Below are 19,446 nucleotides of genomic sequence, written 5' to 3'. Positions count from 1 at the left end.
ATGTGTTAATAAAAAACCTCAAGTTCTCACTTACAGAAACTTTTGTGTTATTTCACCTAATCTTTAGGATTAATCCTTTTTTCGTGAGTATTCTTAGCGCCAGTTTGGTCTGGTCAGGAAATAGTTATACATCATGACCCGGACTCCAAATTCAAAAATGAAATTAGGAGAAGAGCATGAGTTCTGCCAAGAAGATCGGGCTATTTGCCTGTACCGGTGTTGTTGCCGGTAATATGATGGGGAGCGGTATTGCATTATTACCTGCGAACCTAGCAAGTATCGGTGGTATTGCTATCTGGGGTTGGATTATCTCTATTATTGGTGCAATGTCGCTGGCGTATGTATATGCCCGACTGGCAACAAAAAACCCGCAACAAGGTGGCCCAATTGCTTATGCCGGAGAAATTTCTCCTGCATTTGGTTTTCAGACAGGTGTTCTTTATTACCATGCTAACTGGATTGGTAACCTGGCGATTGGTATTACCGCTGTATCTTATCTTTCCACCTTCTTCCCAGTATTAAATGATCCTGTTCCGGCGGGTATCGCCTGTATTGCTATCGTCTGGGTATTTACCTTTGTAAATATGCTCGGCGGTACCTGGGTAAGCCGTTTAACCACTATTGGTCTGGTGCTGGTTCTTATTCCTGTGGTGATGACTGCTATTGTTGGCTGGCATTGGTTTGATGCGGCAACTTATGCAGCTAACTGGAATACTGCGGATACCACTGATGGTCATGCGATCATTAAAAGTATTCTGCTCTGCCTGTGGGCCTTCGTGGGTGTTGAATCCGCAGCTGTAAGTACTGGTATGGTTAAAAACCCGAAACGTACCGTTCCGCTGGCAACCATGCTGGGTACTGGTTTAGCAGGTATTGTTTATATCGCTGCGACTCAGGTGCTTTCCGGTATGTATCCGTCTTCTGTAATGGCGGCTTCCGGTGCTCCGTTTGCAATCAGTGCTTCAACTATCCTCGGTAACTGGGCTGCGCCGCTGGTTTCTGCATTCACCGCCTTTGCGTGCCTGACTTCTCTGGGCTCCTGGATGATGTTGGTAGGCCAGGCAGGTGTACGTGCCGCTAACGACGGTAACTTCCCGAAAGTTTATGGTGAAGTCGACAGCAACGGTATTCCAAAAAAAGGTCTGCTGCTGGCTGCAGTGAAAATGACTGCCCTGATGATCCTCATCACTCTGATGAACTCTGCCGGTGGTAAAGCATCTGACCTGTTCGGTGAACTGACCGGTATCGCAGTACTGCTGACTATGCTGCCGTACTTCTACTCTTGCGTTGACCTGATTCGTTTTGAAGGCGTTAACATCCGCAACTTTGTCAGCCTGATCTGCTCTGTACTGGGTTGCGTGTTCTGCTTCATCGCGCTGATGGGCGCAAGCTCCTTCGAGCTGGCAGGTACCTTCATCGTCAGCCTGATTATCCTGATGTTCTACGCTCGCAAAATGCACGAGCGCCAGAGCCACTCAATGGATAACCACACCGCGTCTAACGCACATTAATTAAAAGTATTTTCCGAGGCTCCTCCTTTCATTTTGTCCCATGTGTTGGGAGGGGCCTTTTTTACCTGGAGATATGACTATGAACGTTATTGCAATATTGAATCACATGGGGGTTTATTTTAAAGAAGAACCCATCCGTGAACTTCATCGCGCGCTTGAACGTCTGAACTTCCAGATTGTTTACCCGAACGACCGTGACGACTTATTAAAACTGATCGAAAACAATGCGCGTCTGTGCGGCGTTATTTTTGACTGGGATAAATATAATCTCGAGCTGTGCGAAGAAATTAGCAAAATGAACGAGAACCTGCCGTTGTACGCGTTCGCTAATACGTATTCCACTCTCGATGTAAGCCTGAATGACCTGCGTTTACAGATTAGCTTCTTTGAATATGCGCTGGGTGCTGCTGAAGATATTGCTAACAAGATCAAGCAGACCACTGACGAATATATCAACACTATTCTGCCTCCGCTGACTAAAGCACTGTTTAAATATGTTCGTGAAGGTAAATATACTTTCTGTACTCCTGGTCACATGGGCGGTACTGCATTCCAGAAAAGCCCGGTAGGTAGCCTGTTCTATGATTTCTTTGGTCCGAATACCATGAAATCTGATATTTCCATTTCAGTATCTGAACTGGGTTCTCTGCTGGATCACAGTGGTCCACACAAAGAAGCAGAACAGTATATCGCTCGCGTCTTTAACGCAGACCGCAGCTACATGGTGACCAACGGTACTTCCACTGCGAACAAAATTGTTGGTATGTACTCTGCTCCGGCAGGCAGCACCATTCTGATTGACCGTAACTGCCACAAATCGCTGACCCACCTGATGATGATGAGCGATGTTACGCCAATCTATTTCCGCCCGACCCGTAACGCTTACGGTATTCTTGGTGGTATCCCACAGAGTGAATTCCAGCACGCTACCATTGCTAAGCGCGTGAAAGAAACACCAAACGCAACCTGGCCGGTACATGCTGTAATTACTAACTCTACCTATGATGGTCTGCTGTACAACACCGACTTCATCAAGAAAACACTGGATGTGAAATCCATCCACTTTGACTCCGCGTGGGTGCCTTACACCAACTTCTCACCGATTTACGAAGGTAAATGCGGTATGAGCGGTGGCCGTGTAGAAGGGAAAGTGATTTACGAAACCCAGTCTACCCACAAACTGCTGGCGGCGTTCTCTCAGGCTTCCATGATCCACGTTAAAGGTGACGTAAACGAAGAAACCTTTAACGAAGCCTACATGATGCACACCACCACTTCTCCGCACTACGGTATCGTGGCGTCCACTGAAACCGCAGCGGCGATGATGAAAGGTAATGCTGGTAAGCGTCTGATCAACGGTTCCATTGAACGTGCGATCAAATTCCGTAAAGAGATCAAACGTCTGAGAACGGAATCTGATGGCTGGTTCTTTGATGTATGGCAGCCGGATCATATCGATACGACTGAATGCTGGCCGCTGCGTTCTGACAGCACCTGGCACGGCTTCAAAAACATCGATAACGAGCACATGTATCTTGACCCGATCAAAGTCACCCTGCTGACTCCGGGGATGGAAAAAGACGGCACCATGAGCGACTTTGGTATTCCGGCCAGCATCGTGGCGAAATACCTCGACGAACATGGCATCGTTGTTGAGAAAACCGGTCCGTATAACCTGCTGTTCCTGTTCAGCATCGGTATCGATAAGACCAAAGCACTGAGCCTGCTGCGTGCTCTGACTGACTTCAAACGTGCGTTCGACCTGAACCTGCGTGTGAAAAACATGCTGCCGTCTCTGTATCGTGAAGATCCTGAATTCTATGAAAACATGCGTATTCAGGAACTGGCTCAGAATATCCACAAACTGATTGTTCACCACAATCTGCCGGATCTGATGTATCGCGCATTTGAAGTGCTGCCGACGATGGTAATGACTCCGTATGCTGCGTTCCAGAAAGAGCTGCACGGTATGACCGAAGAAGTTTACCTCGACGAAATGGTAGGTCGTATTAACGCCAATATGATCCTTCCGTATCCGCCGGGAGTTCCTCTGGTAATGCCGGGTGAAATGATCACCGAAGAAAGCCGTCCGGTTCTGGAGTTCCTGCAGATGCTGTGTGAAATCGGCGCTCACTATCCGGGCTTTGAAACCGATATTCACGGTGCATACCGTCAGGCTGATGGCCGCTATACCGTTAAGGTATTGAAAGAAGAAAGCAAAAAATAATTAGCTCGTACAAGGGAAGTGGCTTGCCACTTCCCTTTTTTGCTCATAAGGAGAACACATGAAAACACCCTCACAGCCGCGCGCGATATACTATATCGTGGCGATCCAAATCTGGGAGTACTTCAGTTTTTACGGCATGCGTGCCTTACTCATTCTCTATCTCACCCATCAGCTTGGTTTTGATGATAACCATGCCATCAGCCTGTTCAGCGCATATGCTTCTCTGGTTTACGTTACCCCTATTCTCGGCGGCTGGCTTGCCGACCGCCTGCTCGGCAATCGTACTGCGGTAATTGCCGGCGCGCTGTTAATGACCCTTGGCCATGTAGTGCTGGGCATTGATACAAATTCAACCTTTAGCCTGTATCTGGCGCTGGCAATCATTATTTGTGGCTACGGTTTATTCAAATCAAACATCAGCTGTTTGCTTGGCGAGCTCTACGACGAGAACGATCATCGACGTGATGGCGGTTTTTCGCTGCTGTATGCTGCGGGCAATATCGGTTCTATCGCCGCCCCCATCGCCTGCGGCCTGGCTGCTCAGTGGTATGGATGGCATGTTGGCTTTGCCCTTGCGGGTGGCGGCATGTTTATCGGTTTGTTGATTTTCTTAAGCGGTCATCGTCATTTCCAGTCCACGCGTAGTATGGATAAGAAAGCGCTCACTAGCGTCAAATTTGCCTTACCAGTATGGAGCTGGTTAGTGGTGATGCTCTGTTTAGCCCCAGTATTTTTTACCCTGCTGCTGGAGAACGACTGGTCCGGATATTTGCTGGCGATCGTTTGCCTCATTGCAGCACAAATCATTGCCCGCATGATGATCAAATTCCCCGAACACCGCCGTGCTCTTTGGCAAATTGTATTGTTGATGTTTGTCGGGACGTTGTTCTGGGTACTGGCACAACAGGGCGGCAGTACCATCAGCTTGTTTATCGATCGCTTTGTGAATCGTCAGGCATTCAATATTGAAGTACCTACAGCACTATTCCAGTCGGTGAACGCAATTGCGGTGATGCTCGCTGGGGTTGTTCTGGCCTGGCTGGCGTCGCCAGAAAGCCACGGCAACTCGACATTGCGCGTCTGGCTGAAGTTTGCCTTTGGCTTATTGCTGATGGCTTGTGGCTTTATGTTGCTGGCATTTGATGCCCGACATGCAGCGGCTGACGGTCCAGCGTCAATGGGCGTGATGATATCCGGGCTGGCGCTAATGGGCTTTGCCGAACTCTTTATTGACCCGGTGGCGATTGCGCAAATCACGCGTCTGAAAATGTCTGGCGTATTAACCGGTATTTATATGCTGGCAACAGGCGCAGTCGCCAACTGGCTGGCAGGCGTCGTGGCACAGCAGACGACAGAGTCGCAAATTAGCGGTATGGCAATTGCCGCTTACCAGCGATTCTTTTCTCAGATGGGAGAGTGGACGTTGGCTTGTGTCGCGATCATCGTCGTATTGGCCTTTGCTGCCCGTTTTCTGTTTAGCACGCCGACGAATATGATACAGGAGAGCAACGATTAACTGTCGCAAAAACAATTAGTTATGAATAAATTAACTTTCAGTTTATCACACTAGTAAATCGAGATTAATAAGTCATTTAAACCATTTTGATGGTTATTTATTAGTGATATCAACTTGAGGTAAGCGTTAGTTTCGATAAGATAAACTGAGTTATTAATAGTCGAGGCAGATAATACAGTGTACCGATCTGTCTCTTTATCTACGCTAAATTGAAAGCTGGATTTAGAGGAACCAAAATGTCTGAACGAGAAACACGGGGAGCCAATGAGGCTATTGATTTTAACGATGAACTGAGAAATCGCCGCGAAAAACTGGCGGCACTGCGTCAGCAAGGTGTGGCGTTTCCTAATGATTTTCGCCGCGACCATACCTCTGACCAGTTGCACGAAGAGTTTGATGCGAAGGATAACCAGGAACTGGAATCCTTAAACATTGAAGTCTCGGTTGCTGGCCGAATGATGACCCGTCGTATCATGGGGAAAGCCTCCTTTGTAACGTTGCAGGATGTCGGTGGCCGTATTCAACTGTACGTTGCAAGAGATAGCCTGCCAGAAGGTGTTTATAACGATCAGTTTAAAAAATGGGATCTGGGTGACATTATCGGTGCCCGCGGTACGCTGTTTAAGACGCAAACGGGTGAGCTTTCCATTCACTGTACTGAGCTGCGCCTGCTGACTAAAGCACTACGTCCTTTACCAGATAAATTCCATGGTCTGCAGGATCAGGAAGTCCGTTATCGTCAACGTTATCTGGACCTCATCGCTAACGATAAATCCCGTCAAACGTTTGTTGTCCGTTCAAAAATTCTGGCCGCTATCCGTCAGTTCATGGTCGCGCGCGGCTTTATGGAAGTAGAAACCCCGATGATGCAGGTAATTCCAGGTGGGGCATCTGCTCGCCCGTTTATTACCCATCATAACGCTCTGGATTTAGATATGTACCTGCGTATCGCGCCAGAGCTGTATCTGAAACGTCTGGTTGTAGGCGGTTTTGAACGGGTATTCGAAATCAACCGTAACTTCCGTAATGAAGGTATTTCTGTTCGCCATAATCCTGAGTTCACAATGATGGAACTCTACATGGCGTATGCGGATTACCACGATTTGATTGAACTGACGGAGTCCCTGTTCCGCACCCTGGCACAAGAGGTTCTTGGTACCACTAAAGTCACTTATGGCGAGCATGTGTTTGATTTCGGCAAACCGTTTGAAAAACTCACCATGCGCGAAGCAATCAAAAAATATCGTCCAGAAACCGATATGGCCGACCTGGATAATTTTGATGCTGCTAAAGCATTAGCTGAATCTATCGGTATTACGGTAGAGAAAAGCTGGGGGCTGGGACGTATTGTGACGGAGATCTTTGATGAAGTGGCAGAAGCACATCTGATTCAGCCAACCTTTATTACGGAATATCCGGCAGAAGTGTCACCGCTGGCACGCCGTAATGATGTTAACCCGGAAATCACCGACCGTTTTGAATTCTTCATCGGTGGTCGTGAAATCGGTAATGGTTTTAGCGAATTAAACGACGCAGAAGACCAGGCTGAACGTTTCCAGGAACAGGTTAACGCTAAAGCTGCAGGTGACGACGAAGCCATGTTCTATGACGAAGATTACGTGACTGCGCTGGAATATGGTCTGCCACCAACCGCTGGTCTGGGTATTGGTATCGACCGAATGATTATGCTGTTTACAAACAGTCATACTATTCGCGACGTTATTCTCTTCCCGGCGATGCGCCCACAGAAATAATTTTCACTTTAATGAACGAAGCAGTCAGGCGACTGCTTCGTTCGTCGTTCCGCAAATCCAGTTTTGAGGAGAGACGCTTCGTTTCACGATAACCAGCGGGTCCACTCAACTACAGCTCCTAAAAGAGAGAAAAAAGTAATGCCACTGGTAAACTCATTGGCCAGGTTATTCCTACCAGGAATGCACTAAGTAAACGAATATGTGTTTTCTCATGTGAGATAAACCAGATAATGACAAAGGATATGTTCACACCAATCACATAAAAAATTAATATTTTAGAGAATAGTGCCATTTTTTATGTTCTTCTTATCCTTCCTGGCTACTTGTAAAACTGACGGAAATAGTCATCAACGGTCATAATGTTGAGGTCAAAGTCAATATCCGGTAAGTCTAAGCATTTAAGCCTGATTAAATCTTCGATTTCACTTGCGGCTAATGATGTCGTTATTGCGAAGGAATTTTCATTCAATTGTCGTGGTATCCCATATTCATCAGCCACGATAGAGGAGAAATTCATATCATGCATCAATGATCTTAACCTTAAGAACACTGAGGAATAAGATGATGGATAATCAAAAGAAACAACATAAGTATTGAACTTGTTTTTACCTTCCATAATATGACTCCTATCAATTTTAAACGCTCTGGGGACGCAAAACTTATTAACCCCGATCGATGATTCTCATATAGGAGATATTCTTTTTTTTTTGCTCAGTAAAGGGGATGATTTGGGACAAAAAAACGCGCTCTCTGCCCATTCTTTGTGCATCCCCCTACCCTTCAGATACTCTCCTGCATCACACCGCGGAGAGCATGAAAAATATCGTGACTCTGTACTCTCCCATCAACTGCGAATATCATCATACTCCCGTGTTTTATCAAATTCGTGTTTCGCAAATGGGCATAGTGGGATAATTTTTCGTTTTTCCCGACGCATTTTTTCCACGACTTTCGCAACCAGCTGTTTACCGATCCCTTGCCCTTTCAGGCTTTCATCGACATCGGTATGTTCGATAATCGCTAAATTCTCTCCGGTCGGCACAAAGACAATTTCAGCGATTTGCTTGCCCTGTTCGTCATTAATGTAAAATTTATTGTGGCCTTCGCGTATTTCCATTTTACCCTCGCTTATTTATGACGGTATTTCAGCGCGCCGCTCGGGCACGTACGTTTGAGGTTAAATAACTTGCCGTTACCACGTACACTATTGCCAGAATTTGTAGTGATGCGATGGGCACAACTTTCCAGGGTAGTCAGAGCCATACCTTTACTAGCTGCATTAACCCGGGAGTAACATCACACAGGCCCCTCTTCAGGGGCCTCTCCTTGTCAGAACATATACCGGAAATTCGCGTTTATTGCGTTATCCACGTTGTATTTACCAAAGGCGGATTTCTCAAACTCCAGACCAAAGCGCATGTTGTCCTTTATCTGTGCGTTCATGCCAACATTGAACAACATCCTGCTGTCTTTCTCCCCTTTGATCCGTTTCTCTCCGGATGCATCACGAAGAACTGTCTCGCCATTATTCAGCAGGTCAAACTGCCAGCTGGTTCCGGCACGGGCTGTCACACTCCAGTCCTTACCCCTGAAGGTTTTGCCCAGCTCAATCCCTGTTCTGCCAATCAACGGGCTGAAATCCTTGTTCTTCATACTTAGATCCATCTCACCGTCTTTCCAGTTGAATGTTTTCCCGGACACTGCGCCGTAAACCAGTTCGGCCTGAGGCTCAATAAATGTGTCTTCCGTCAGGTGATAACGGTAACCCGTTTCCGCTCCAGCATACCAGGAGTGGGTTCCGTAGTGCTTCGTACCCAGACCGGCAAAGTTGCCTGTGTAGTCATTGTCATGGTGAATATATTTACCAATCAAATCGATATAGGCACCGGAGTTAAACAGTGCTGAAGCATACAGACCTCCCCCCACGGATTTTGTCTTCCCGCTGAACGCATCACTGTCTGCACTGCTGTCGGTATAGGTCATCGTGACACCGGTGAACAGGTCAACACCGTCCAGCGCATGTTTTTTGTCAAAACCGACCTGAACGTGGGTGTAGTTATCACTGTATCCGCCATCGGCTGAACCGGCACCGTTCATGATACGGGCCCAGGCACCGGCATCACCGTTCGTGTCACGCAGCTCACCCATACGTTTGTTCAGGTTGTTAACTTCCGTCATAAAGTTTTTGTAGCCGGCATTCATGAAACTGTTCGCCTTCGCTGCAGCCGCTTTATCGCCTTCCGTCCTGAAACCATCCAGAATCCACTTCGTACTGCCGCCAGTGGTGTCAACACGCAGCGTCGGCGTCACACGACTGAAGCCTGTCACCCGGGTGCCCGCCTTAAAGATATCCCCTGATGTTCCGGCCGGTGCACTGACCAATGGAATATTCAGGGACTGTCCCGGAGACGGGTTCTTCATAAAGCTGACATTCAGGGTGTTGTCTGAACCGCTGGCTTTCTCCGTAATACTGATTTTATCAGCGCCCTTCAGGTCAGTGCGCAGGACAAAATCACTGCCCGAGGCATCAAGTGTCTTAACCGTCAGGGTACGGAAGGCTCCGTTTTCTTCAGACTGTACCCGGCTGTTACGGGTCGTCAGACTGTTGATGTCGGAATCTCCGGTCAGCTGCCACAGGCCATTATTCATACTGACGTTCCCCTTACCGCCGGTGATGGCACCGTAGTACGCCGCGTTATATCCGCTGAACAACCCGGCAGCCAGAACAGGGGAGACAGAAGAGGAAACTGAGCCAGGGTTTTCGGAGCCAATACGAATGCTGGATGAACTGGTTGCATGAACATCCCCGGAAACATGCGCCTGCTGGCTGATGTTCAGCATGGCGTTATCACCGGTTAAATCATAGCCTTCTGTCATATATGTCAGTACGGGCATCCAGGTTTTATCAGCGCCATTTTCCGGCGTGCCGCTCAGGGAAAGCGTACCGTTCTTTCCAATCTGAACCCGGCCGTCACTGTAGAGCCCTTTTTGTGCCGTCAGATGACCGCCGTCACGGACAGAAAGGGTGGAATTCACGAAAACACCACTGTTCTGCAGCAGGGCATCCGGTGAGGTGACGTTTACCTTACTGTCATGGGCTTCAATACCGCCAATGAACCGGTTGTTGATGTCCAGCGTGGAGCCTTTTTGCAGTGTAATTTTGCCCGTATAGCTGCTACTGCCATCATCTGCTGAGCGTCCTTCACGAACGTCCTGGCGGAAGCCAAAACCATTACCGGTGATATTGATGCCATCATACATATCAATGAACACCGGAACGTCGCCCCCCAGTTTCAGCGTTGAATTCGATGCGACAATATCACCCTCAGCAACTGAGTTACGTGCAGTTGTGAATTCTGAGTTTTCCAGATTCAGAGTCTTAAATCGGAAATGCCGGGTTTCCCAGTCAGGTTGATCAAAAGAAGCCACCTGGTTATTTGTTTTATAGGCACTGTTATTTTTCTTATTTGCCTCACTTTCCAGTTTGGCAAAATCAGCAACATAATCTTTGTCACAAAGAACTCCGGGGACATAGCAGTGCCGAGGCCCCTCGCGGAATATTGCATGTGTTGTGGCATGACCCTGTAACCGAAGCTGGGAATTCTGTATGGAGATATCATTGTGCGTATCAATGTTTCCATCAATAATCAGGCTACTGTCAGCACTTTTCTGTGTCCCAGAGTGTTCGATATTCGTATTTCCCGTGATATTGCCGTGATAGACATAACGGGAGAGGTTTTGTAGAGAAAGGGTCGCTGTTTTATCAGAAGTATTGGTGATAATGGTACCAACATCAGTTGCCGCAATCTTCTTAAACGACTGGCTGAACCCGTTTAAATCCAGAGTCCCCCCACGACTGGTAAAATAAATACCTCTGTAATCACTATTTTTATCCAGCGCATCGGCCTGCCCTAGTTTGACCGTTCCGCGACCACTGGCAACATAGATAGCATTAAAGGCCTTTGCTGCATTAAGAACAACAGTACCGTCACCCATTTTCAGGTTATTCCCCTGGGCCACATTAACGTTCAGTGTACCGGGTCCTGTTTTGTGCAGGTTATCGTTTGCCTCCCCTTTTACCGACCAGTCGACAACCGTATCTTTTCCGATATCAATACCCGCACCTTTATATGTTTTATCTTTCCCGGTGATTGAATAATATTGTCCCTCATCAAAAATCAATCCTCCAGATCCTGAATTCAGGTTATCGGTGAGTTCAATGTTCCCGCCACCATGAAATTTTAAATCTTTATTTTTATTATTCTTGGTCAGTTCAATAGCGGTTGTATTACCGTTAACAGTAATATTTTTATTATTAACTGTCATTTTCTCACCATTGAGATTCACTTCCTGAGTAAAAGTATTTTTCAGGGTGTCGACAGTGTTCTGATCATATCGAGCAAAAAAGGCCCAGGTATCCTTACTGGAGAATGCTTTACCATATGTTGTTCCAAGAATGACCCATTTTTTTCTCTGATTGTCATAAAGATAAAATCCGGAACCGCTGTCTCCTCCTGTCACTTCATTATAAAATCCGCCTGTATTATTCGTGGCTAACATATTGTTCCAGTTTAACTGAAACATGGAGGCACTACGTAATAATGGATTGTATGCCTGTCCCACCCCATAAGATGTAACACCGGTTGCTCCGGCTCCAACCCGAAAACCGATGATCTGTTTCTTTCCATTGAAATCAATACCATAACGCTCTAGTGCTTCTGCTGCTGATAAGTTGAAATCAGCATGCTCTGTTGCACCAGCTGTTTCAACAACAAACTTATCCAGACGCTGGACCGCAAAGTCACCTTTGGTCACCCGATCAACATAATGATAGTCTGACTGTCCCCATGTCTGAGTTTTAACGGCATGGTGAATAGTGCCATTATGGCTTGCGGTAACACTGTAGGCATCACCAATAGCAGTTGTTGCACCTTTAGCGGATACTGGAGAAAAATCAGGGATCGTTACTTCAGGAAAACTAAATTCACCACCATTTTTTAATGGCGTTTTTACCCCGTATGCTCCAGGCTGAAATACACCTTTATTCTGTGCCAAATCAAGATAATCACGGATCCAGAAATTTCGGGTATCCATCTGCGCTGCATAGGCATGTTCAGCAGCACCATAAGACAAGGCGGAAACTATAAATGTAGCGAGAAGTTTTCGACCGGTTTTAGAGGATACTCGAGATGCTAATTCTGATACAGCTATAAGCCCTTGAGTAAGGTGACAATACTTAAGTGAATATATTCTGTTCACGGGTAAGACTCCATAACGTTTATAACATAATACAAACCAATAGAACTATGTCTTTATTAACAAATAAACTTCCAGTTTCCTTTATTAATTGCAGTTGAAAAATAAAATTAAGCCCGCGCCTGTAAAAAATACATTTACAATACAGATTTCATAGTAGTGTAATAAGCATATTTACATTGCAATAATTAAATTGCATTGCGCCGTCCAAGAGTATTTGGAATATAATAACGACTCCATACCCACATTGCATAATGAAGGATAAAGCTACAAAAATAAAATCAATAGATAAACAAAATCATATGTCGTTTAAGTGTTTTTGCATTTATTGTTTTATATTTTATATCATTGTACGGCGGAATTCTTCATTTATTCCGCGCGTTAACATTATTGTATCGTATTCTTTTATTTTTTTGGAAAACAATAATGCTTTTAACATGTAGATGTTTTTATATTCGAAGATTAATTGAGCACATGGGTAAATAATTCGTTATTATTTGAGTAATTCTCTAAATATGTAGATAATGGCGAGTTAACGTATCACCTGACACACTTCTCTCCGAAATGAAGAAGTATTTGACTCATCAAGCCAATAAATGTGTATAGAATGATTATACGAAATAGTTACAAGTTCACCGATACGGTGCAGTACTCAATGGCGATGTCGGTGGGAGCGTTTGCGTCGGGATATGATGGACGTCCCTTCTTAATGCAGTCAGTGCCATACTTTTACTGACTGCATTAATCCGAGAGTAACATCACATGAACACGATCAGGGTTATTGGTATCGACTTTGCCAAGCCTGTTTTTCAGGCCTACATCTGGATTAATGATGATTCTGTTGCATAGGATAGAAACACCTCATGCTCCAAATTGCAGGATATCGTTCAACGATTCGAGTCCGGAACACTATTCGCTATGGAGGCATGTTCAACTTCTCGTTCTGGGGAATGAACGTTCAGGACTATGGAATATCTCCTGGCTATTCCCTGCGCAACAGCATCATTTTTGGTTAAAAAATAACATTATTCTGAATATATAGAAAAGGAACTCGTCCTGGACGAGTCCTATTAAAAATGCATATCATATTCACCTCACCGGAAAACGATTAAAAATCAGTAAGAACTGCTTCTGCCTATATTATATATGTAATATATATTATGATTTCCTTTTCACTTTCAATGAAAACTGTTTTGGCGTTATACCAAAATAACTTTTAAAGTTACGGATAAAATATGATGCGCTAACATATCCAACCTCATCAGATATACTATTAATATGTTTTTCAGTCGTCGTTATCAATCTTGCTGCATGTTGCATTCTAATATCCAGAATCAAATTATTAAAATTATTATTTTCTTTTTCAAGTTTTTTCCGAATTGAGACTTCAGACATATGTAAAACATTTGCCAGATCAACTAATCGCCATGATTTTGACAGATCAGATTCTATTATTGACTTTAATTTTTCTGTGAAAGTAGAGTCTGTTGAAACAGATAATGAGCAAACCAAAGATTCAATATCATCAACTTTAGATAACAAATAAGTAATATTATAAATTAGTCTATGATGTGGGACATTCGCCTCTGTTATTATTTTAAATATTTCTGTATCTGTCTTATCCGCCGTGCAATTAAAAATTCTACTTCGCATAGAACCAACTTTATGTGGATTCAGTAACAATGGTTCCATGACTTTGCAGATACAGCTTAATATATTGTTGTCTATGTGGAAAATATCATAAGGCATGCCTTTACCTAACACGTTAAGTGTAACATCAATGACTGTATTTTTTTCAATATAACATATTGATTCAGGAGGAATATTAATAACCCCCCATCTATTGTTTTAACCAGTAGTTGGGCATTGCGAAGATAAATAATAGCTCAATTGTAGAATCTAATCTTTTTAAGAACCAATGTAGAGTGACAGGATATCTCTCCTCTAACAGCAAGCCTCATATTACTTAAAGCATTTTGACTATTCATACAGTCACCCCCATGCTTTGTAACAATATAGTTTCATGGGATATCCACTCTGTAAACTCGGAAATAACGCAAAGATGAATACTTCCCGGTAAAAAGTTTCGCATCGACATATCAACTAATTTCATAGACTATAAATAGTTAGTCACTATGATGATAAAATTAATTGACTCTGATAATAGTTACGTCATGAAAAAAATGAAAATAAAATCAGTTGATGTTATAGATAACATCTAAAAAGAATTGGAAGCTTCCGTGTCGTTTCAGCACCAAATTTAATTTTTATCATTCTTATTCTATAATAAATCTTACTTACACTTAAACATGTAATCTTTGAAATTTCTTTTATTTTTCTCCGCTTAATGAAATAGAGGTAAAGAATCTCTCGTTCAGTATTATTAAGAGTTCGAAGAATTTGTTCTGGTGGATGCGTATAATCAATTGATAACCGATTCCCATAGTGGATAGTTATATTATCAGCACATATGCATTTAACAGGTCCCCCTGAAAAAAGAAGACTGTATAAAAAATAATTACTATTATCGCAAATTATATAAACATGATTATATTGCTGAACGGCCTCATATACAGAGGCACGACCACTGAACTCAAAACATTTATACTCTTCATCCTGACTTGAAAAATATAAGAGACCATTTTTTAAATAAAAATCTTTTGTAACCATTATTAGAGCAACGGTCATAGCACATATAAAATATTAGAAACCTGAACTGAATCCAACTATAAGCTAAAGTAAAGAATAAAGCCACTCTAAAAAATAGCAGCATAAGATAAAATTTTACACTCCAGAATATCCAATAGATAAGCATATTTGACTAGCTATAACAATAAATCAATAAGAAAACCTGAACAATATGTCCAGGTTTTCTTTTTTATCTACTCTCCTGCTCAGAATGTATAACGAATATTAGCATTTATTAACTTATCAATATTGTATGAACCGAACTCAGAACGCTCCACATTCAGACTTATCCTAGTGTTTTCTTTAATTTTAGTATTTACCCCGACATTGAATACCACTCTGCTATCTTTACCATTATTAATATATGTATCACCTGCCAGATCCTTGAACGCTGTCACAGTAGGCTTAAATAAATCGTACTGATAATTAATCCCAGTCAGTGCTGTCATTTCCCAGTCTTTGCCGCGGAATGTTTTGCCAAATTCAATTCCTGTGCGACCAATCAATGGTTGCATCTGCTTACGTTGCATATAGATCTCCCCCCCATTGAATTGCCAGGCAAACTGATTCTCAGATACAGTACCGTAGATCAACTCTGTTTGCGGCTGTATATATGTTTCGTCAGGTAAGGAAAAACGCCAACCGGCCTCAGCGCCCAAATACCAGGAGTGCGAGCCATAATCTTGTTCTGGCATTCCTAACGCACTTGATGAGTAATGATTGTCATGACGCACATATTTCCCGATAGTATCTACATAGAGTCCAGAGTCAAACATAGCTGAAGCGTACACACCAATACCCGTTGATTTGGTTCTTCCTGACCAACCAGTTCCCCGGTTATTACTGCTTGTAAATGTCGCCGTTACTCCAGTAAATAACTCTCCGCCTTCAATTATATGTTTCCTGTCTGCCCCAATTTGCAAGTGCGTATAACTTCCGGTAAATCCATCAGTAGCTGAGCCCGAACCACTGTTAAGTCTAGCCCATGCCCCAGTTTCACCATGGGTATGGCGTAAGTCCCCCATACGATCATTCAGATTATTAATTTCTGTAATAAAGTTTTTATAACCGAGATCCATAAAACTCTTGCCTGTCCGCAAAGCGGCTTTATCAGGCTGTATGTAAAATCCCTCCAGACGCCATTGCTTATTAACGTCGGTCTCCAACACATCAAGTTGCGGTGTGAAACTATGGAACCCTGCATTTATTGAAACCGGGTTAAGTGTAAATATATTGCTTTGTGTATTTTTCGGGGCAGTAATCAATGACACAGGGTCACCGCCCTGTTTTACTGAATTTGTCGTAGGAATAACAACCAGTGTGTTATTCCCCCCTGTCAATGCCTGATTTACCGTCACTGTATCTGCTGCTTTACCATCGGCATTGATAATGAATGAGCTGTTAGTGGCCTCCAGCGTATCTGACGTCAGCCCCCCCTGCCCGAAACGATTAAAGCTCAGTGTTGAACCATTCAAAGTGAGCGACTTAACCACCGACTGCTTGTTTGCCTGCCAGGCAGTGTCCTTCATTGTTACACTTGCCAACGGCGCGTTGATATTTCCATAGTAATTTGTGGATTGGTTAATATCAGTCGTGCCAAAGATAATGCTGGCCGCATCATTGGCATTGATATCTCCAGTGATGATCCCACCCGCGCCAACATTTAAGCTCATGTCTTGCCCGCTAAGCTCCCAGCTTTGGGCGGAATACATCGTTCCAGGCTGGTCTGATAGCAAGGAAAGGCTCGCCCCGGCATTACTGCTTACCGTCCCGTCAGAAAGTAATCCGGCTGTAGCGGTCAATTTTGCCCCTTCACCTAATGACAAAGAAGATTGGGTGAAACGGCTGAGCTGATTAAGTGTGGTATCTGTAGAGGTTATCGTCGTCGCACTATCTGTACTATCAATACCACCGACAAAATGTTCATTAATAGTTAGTGTCGATCCTTGTTTCAACTGTACATGTCCATTGAAACGACTCTGATCATCTTCAGCGGTTGCCTTAGACTTACCTAATGTTGGTTTGGTTGCCACGCCATTCCCGTCATTGAGATCAATGTAAAGATCCTCACTACCTAATGTCACGGTAGAATGATCTGCATTAATTCTGGTATTAAGGCTGGCGTTTCTCGCAAGGTTAAATTCAGCATTTTGTAAGTTAAGCTCCGCCATACTGAACTGTCGATTTTCCCAATCGTTCTGAGTAAATGACACTGGCTGGGTCAGTACTGAATTGTCACCCAGCGCCTTTAACTTATTTGCTACGTCCTGGCTGCTGACGGCGTGAACAACCGGATGTCCTTGCATAAATAGCCGACCATTTTGCTGGGTTATACTCCCCTGAGTATTCACTCCACCATCAATAACGAAATCATTCTGTGTTCCTGCTGTAACCTCATTATTGATATTTAGATTACCGGTGAAATGACCGTGCCAAATATTAGCAATCGTGGCTGTTGTATCTGGGCTGTTGAAATCCAGATTAACATTAGCCATGGAGCCACTGTTAGTCAGTATAGCTCCATCATCAGCCCCGTTAAGTTTATGAAAAGTCAAACTGTTTCCATTAATGTCGAGCTTGCCGCCATGATAGCCCCATTTGATATTATCCGGATTAATTTGTTTGTCGTCGTTTAGCACCAGAGTAGGACGCCCACTTACAATACTGACAGAACTGAACGCCTGGCTCAGTCCGTTATCATCAGCACGCTGTGCCAATATAACGGTTCCGTCTCCCACACTTAAGCTTCCTGGGTTTACACCGGTACCGTTAATTTTTAACGTGCCCGTACCCAGTTTATGCAAACTATCACCAGTAACCCCATTAATCTGCCAGTCGACAAGATGCTCACCATTAACAATAATTCCGCCGCCTTTCCATGTCTGAGTATCAACGGGCTTGACAATATAATCATCATTAAAAGTAAGTGTGCCAGCCCCCTGATTAACGGTATTTTCTAACACTACAGTACCGCCGCCCTGAAAAGTTAGATCTTTACCACTATTAAGCGAAGCAGGCCATGTTGCTCCCAAATTACCATGCATTGCCCATGATGTGCTTCCCTGGGTTAATGAACCAAGCCCCGTTTTTTCGTCATATGACCAATGAATATCCCCTTCACCTTGTTTTGTATTTACCGGTGCATCGGCATCTTGTTTCATCGTATTTTTTACATCACCGGCAGGAATTATTGTGTACCAGTTAGTATTGCCATTGACTCCTGCATATGAATTGAGAACTGCTAACAAAACCCATTTATTTTGGTCTGCATCCCAGGCAAAAAGAGGAGAGCCGCTGTCACCGGGAGTACCGTAGGTTGAGAGTGGAGTGTTAGTGGTATTCGTGACAAAACTCCAGTCAGATATAGCCGGCGTATTTACTATTCCACCTGTTTTATACGAGTAGGCCCCCATTAAATAGGTAATTTTTCCGTTAGTATCTTTTACATATTGAGTTCCCGTACCTACTCGATAGAACACAGGGAAACGGTCAGCATTTTGATAGGTTCCCTTAGCTGTACCCGCATTGGTTATATCCAGCGGTGTAACCTCGGTGACAATTTTGTTGAGACGGGGAGTGTGGAAATCTCTCCAGTGGTTATTTCTGTCAACAAGGGCATAGGAGGAATCATCTGCATAGCCAAATTTCACATATTGATAACCACCATTGTGCTTAACGCTGACGACATATTGTGGCGAAACCAATGTTGCAACCCCAGTCGAGTCATTAGAGCTGAAGTCAATCATGGGTGCTTTATTCAGCGTCGTGACGGGATTGCCATTTTTATCGTATAGAGGAACATTTTCTGCGCCAGCCTGGAAAACCCCTTTATTTTCTGCGAAATCACGATACGTTTGGTAGGGAAGTGAGGTCCCAACAACGGAGGCGTATATTGGAAATGAAACTATAGTTCCTATTAACCATACGATATTGTTAGAAATACAAGGTATTACTTTCCCCTCACATCCCTTCTTAGATCTACTAAAGATCTCAGCTACGGCAACAACTTGTTCCTTAGTATTTTTCTTTAATGAGTAAACCTTATTCATTTTCAGACTCACGGAAACAGATTAAAACAAAATATTTAACCAAATTAATTTGCATTCGCTATACCTGAGTTATTTTTATATCTTATATTACCATAAATTTAAAACATCGTATTCTTAGCAGAGAATTGTACTTTAAAAAGACAGGCAATGAATGTAAGGTGATAATTAAACATAAAAAATCGATAGCATTATCACTAACAAAACGCGACAAATAAAAAATAATTATTAAAGAAAACACTTTGACAATCATTTTTTTACCTTTTCTTTTTATTTTAGGTGCCGCAAGAAAAGTTAGTTAAAATTCAACTCAATTAGACCAGTATTGCTCAAAACAAAAAATCAATTAAACTGCGTCTATAGCAAACATAAGTGTTTCTCCTATGTGCCTTATGCAAAATGAGGAATAAATTTGCTGTTTGCTATTTATAATTCATTCATCTGTAAA

10 protein-coding genes and 2 pseudogenes are annotated in these 19,446 nt (G+C 43.6%); 5 read left to right on the top strand and 7 right to left on the bottom strand.

Features of this window, described 5'->3' with window-relative positions; translation table 11 throughout:
• Nucleotides 1-176 precede the first annotated feature (176 nt).
• The 4 genes from cadB to lysS all read left to right on the top strand — a co-directional run bounded on the left by cadB (nucleotide 177) and on the right by lysS (nucleotide 7,008).
• Nucleotides 177-1,511 carry a cadaverine/lysine antiporter gene (cadB, locus tag ACJHX3_RS04400; RefSeq protein WP_000092909.1) on the top strand — a complete coding sequence of 445 codons (1,335 nt, stop codon included), beginning with the start codon at nucleotides 177-179 and terminating at the stop codon, nucleotides 1,509-1,511.
• Nucleotides 1,512-1,590: 79 nt separating this feature from the next.
• A complete protein-coding gene (gene cadA, locus ACJHX3_RS04395; protein WP_001295383.1) occupies nucleotides 1,591-3,738 on the top strand; it encodes a lysine decarboxylase CadA in 2,148 nt (715 codons plus the stop codon).
• 58 nt (nucleotides 3,739-3,796) lie between these two features.
• Entirely contained in the window at nucleotides 3,797-5,254 is a 1,458-nt protein-coding gene (gene dtpC, locus ACJHX3_RS04390) for a dipeptide/tripeptide permease DtpC (protein WP_024045128.1), read from the top strand.
• 236 nt (nucleotides 5,255-5,490) lie between these two features.
• Nucleotides 5,491-7,008 (top strand): lysine--tRNA ligase, encoded by a 1,518-nt coding sequence (gene lysS, locus ACJHX3_RS04385; protein WP_000003806.1) that lies wholly within the window; start codon nucleotides 5,491-5,493, stop codon nucleotides 7,006-7,008.
• A gap of 118 nt (nucleotides 7,009-7,126) precedes the next feature.
• Here lysS and ghoT read toward each other — a convergent pair whose 3' ends face one another.
• From ghoT to ACJHX3_RS04360, 5 genes and pseudogenes are all read right to left on the bottom strand, one after another.
• On the bottom strand, nucleotides 7,127-7,300 hold the full coding sequence (gene ghoT / locus ACJHX3_RS04380) for a type V toxin-antitoxin system toxin GhoT (protein WP_001173343.1): 174 nt from the start codon (nucleotides 7,298-7,300) through the stop codon (nucleotides 7,127-7,129).
• A gap of 27 nt (nucleotides 7,301-7,327) precedes the next feature.
• Nucleotides 7,328-7,624 carry a type V toxin-antitoxin system endoribonuclease antitoxin GhoS gene (gene ghoS, locus ACJHX3_RS04375; RefSeq protein WP_001560287.1) on the bottom strand — a complete coding sequence of 99 codons (297 nt, stop codon included), beginning with the start codon at nucleotides 7,622-7,624 and terminating at the stop codon, nucleotides 7,328-7,330.
• A gap of 228 nt (nucleotides 7,625-7,852) precedes the next feature.
• Nucleotides 7,853-8,125, bottom strand: a complete 273-nt coding sequence (locus tag ACJHX3_RS04370; RefSeq protein WP_000405647.1) for a GNAT family N-acetyltransferase — start codon at nucleotides 8,123-8,125, stop codon at nucleotides 7,853-7,855.
• An 11-nt stretch (nucleotides 8,126-8,136) separates the two neighbouring features.
• Nucleotides 8,137-8,235: pseudogene (locus tag ACJHX3_RS04365) on the bottom strand (hypothetical protein); the annotation flags it as partial.
• Nucleotides 8,236-8,337: 102 nt separating this feature from the next.
• A complete protein-coding gene (locus ACJHX3_RS04360) occupies nucleotides 8,338-12,267 on the bottom strand; it encodes an autotransporter outer membrane beta-barrel domain-containing protein (RefSeq protein WP_024046188.1) in 3,930 nt (1,309 codons plus the stop codon).
• A gap of 860 nt (nucleotides 12,268-13,127) precedes the next feature.
• Here ACJHX3_RS04360 and ACJHX3_RS04355 point away from each other — a divergent pair.
• Nucleotides 13,128-13,280: a hypothetical protein gene (locus tag ACJHX3_RS04355; protein ID WP_024046189.1), complete on the top strand. Its 153-nt coding sequence runs from the start codon at nucleotides 13,128-13,130 to the stop codon at nucleotides 13,278-13,280.
• Nucleotides 13,281-13,422: 142 nt separating this feature from the next.
• Here the strand turns inward: ACJHX3_RS04355 and ACJHX3_RS04350 are convergent.
• Nucleotides 13,423-14,252, bottom strand: a pseudogene (locus ACJHX3_RS04350) (helix-turn-helix transcriptional regulator).
• A gap of 906 nt (nucleotides 14,253-15,158) precedes the next feature.
• Nucleotides 15,159-19,001: a S6 family peptidase gene (locus ACJHX3_RS04345; RefSeq protein WP_024046191.1), complete on the bottom strand. Its 3,843-nt coding sequence runs from the start codon at nucleotides 18,999-19,001 to the stop codon at nucleotides 15,159-15,161.
• Between the last annotated feature and the right edge of the window lie 445 nt (nucleotides 19,002-19,446).

It is taken from the genome of Escherichia sp. WS1265 (assembly GCF_046487585.1).
Classification (GTDB): domain Bacteria; phylum Pseudomonadota; class Gammaproteobacteria; order Enterobacterales; family Enterobacteriaceae; genus Escherichia; species Escherichia coli.
Note: the sequence above shows the minus strand (reverse complement) of the source record. Positions and strands in the feature narration are given on the sequence as shown.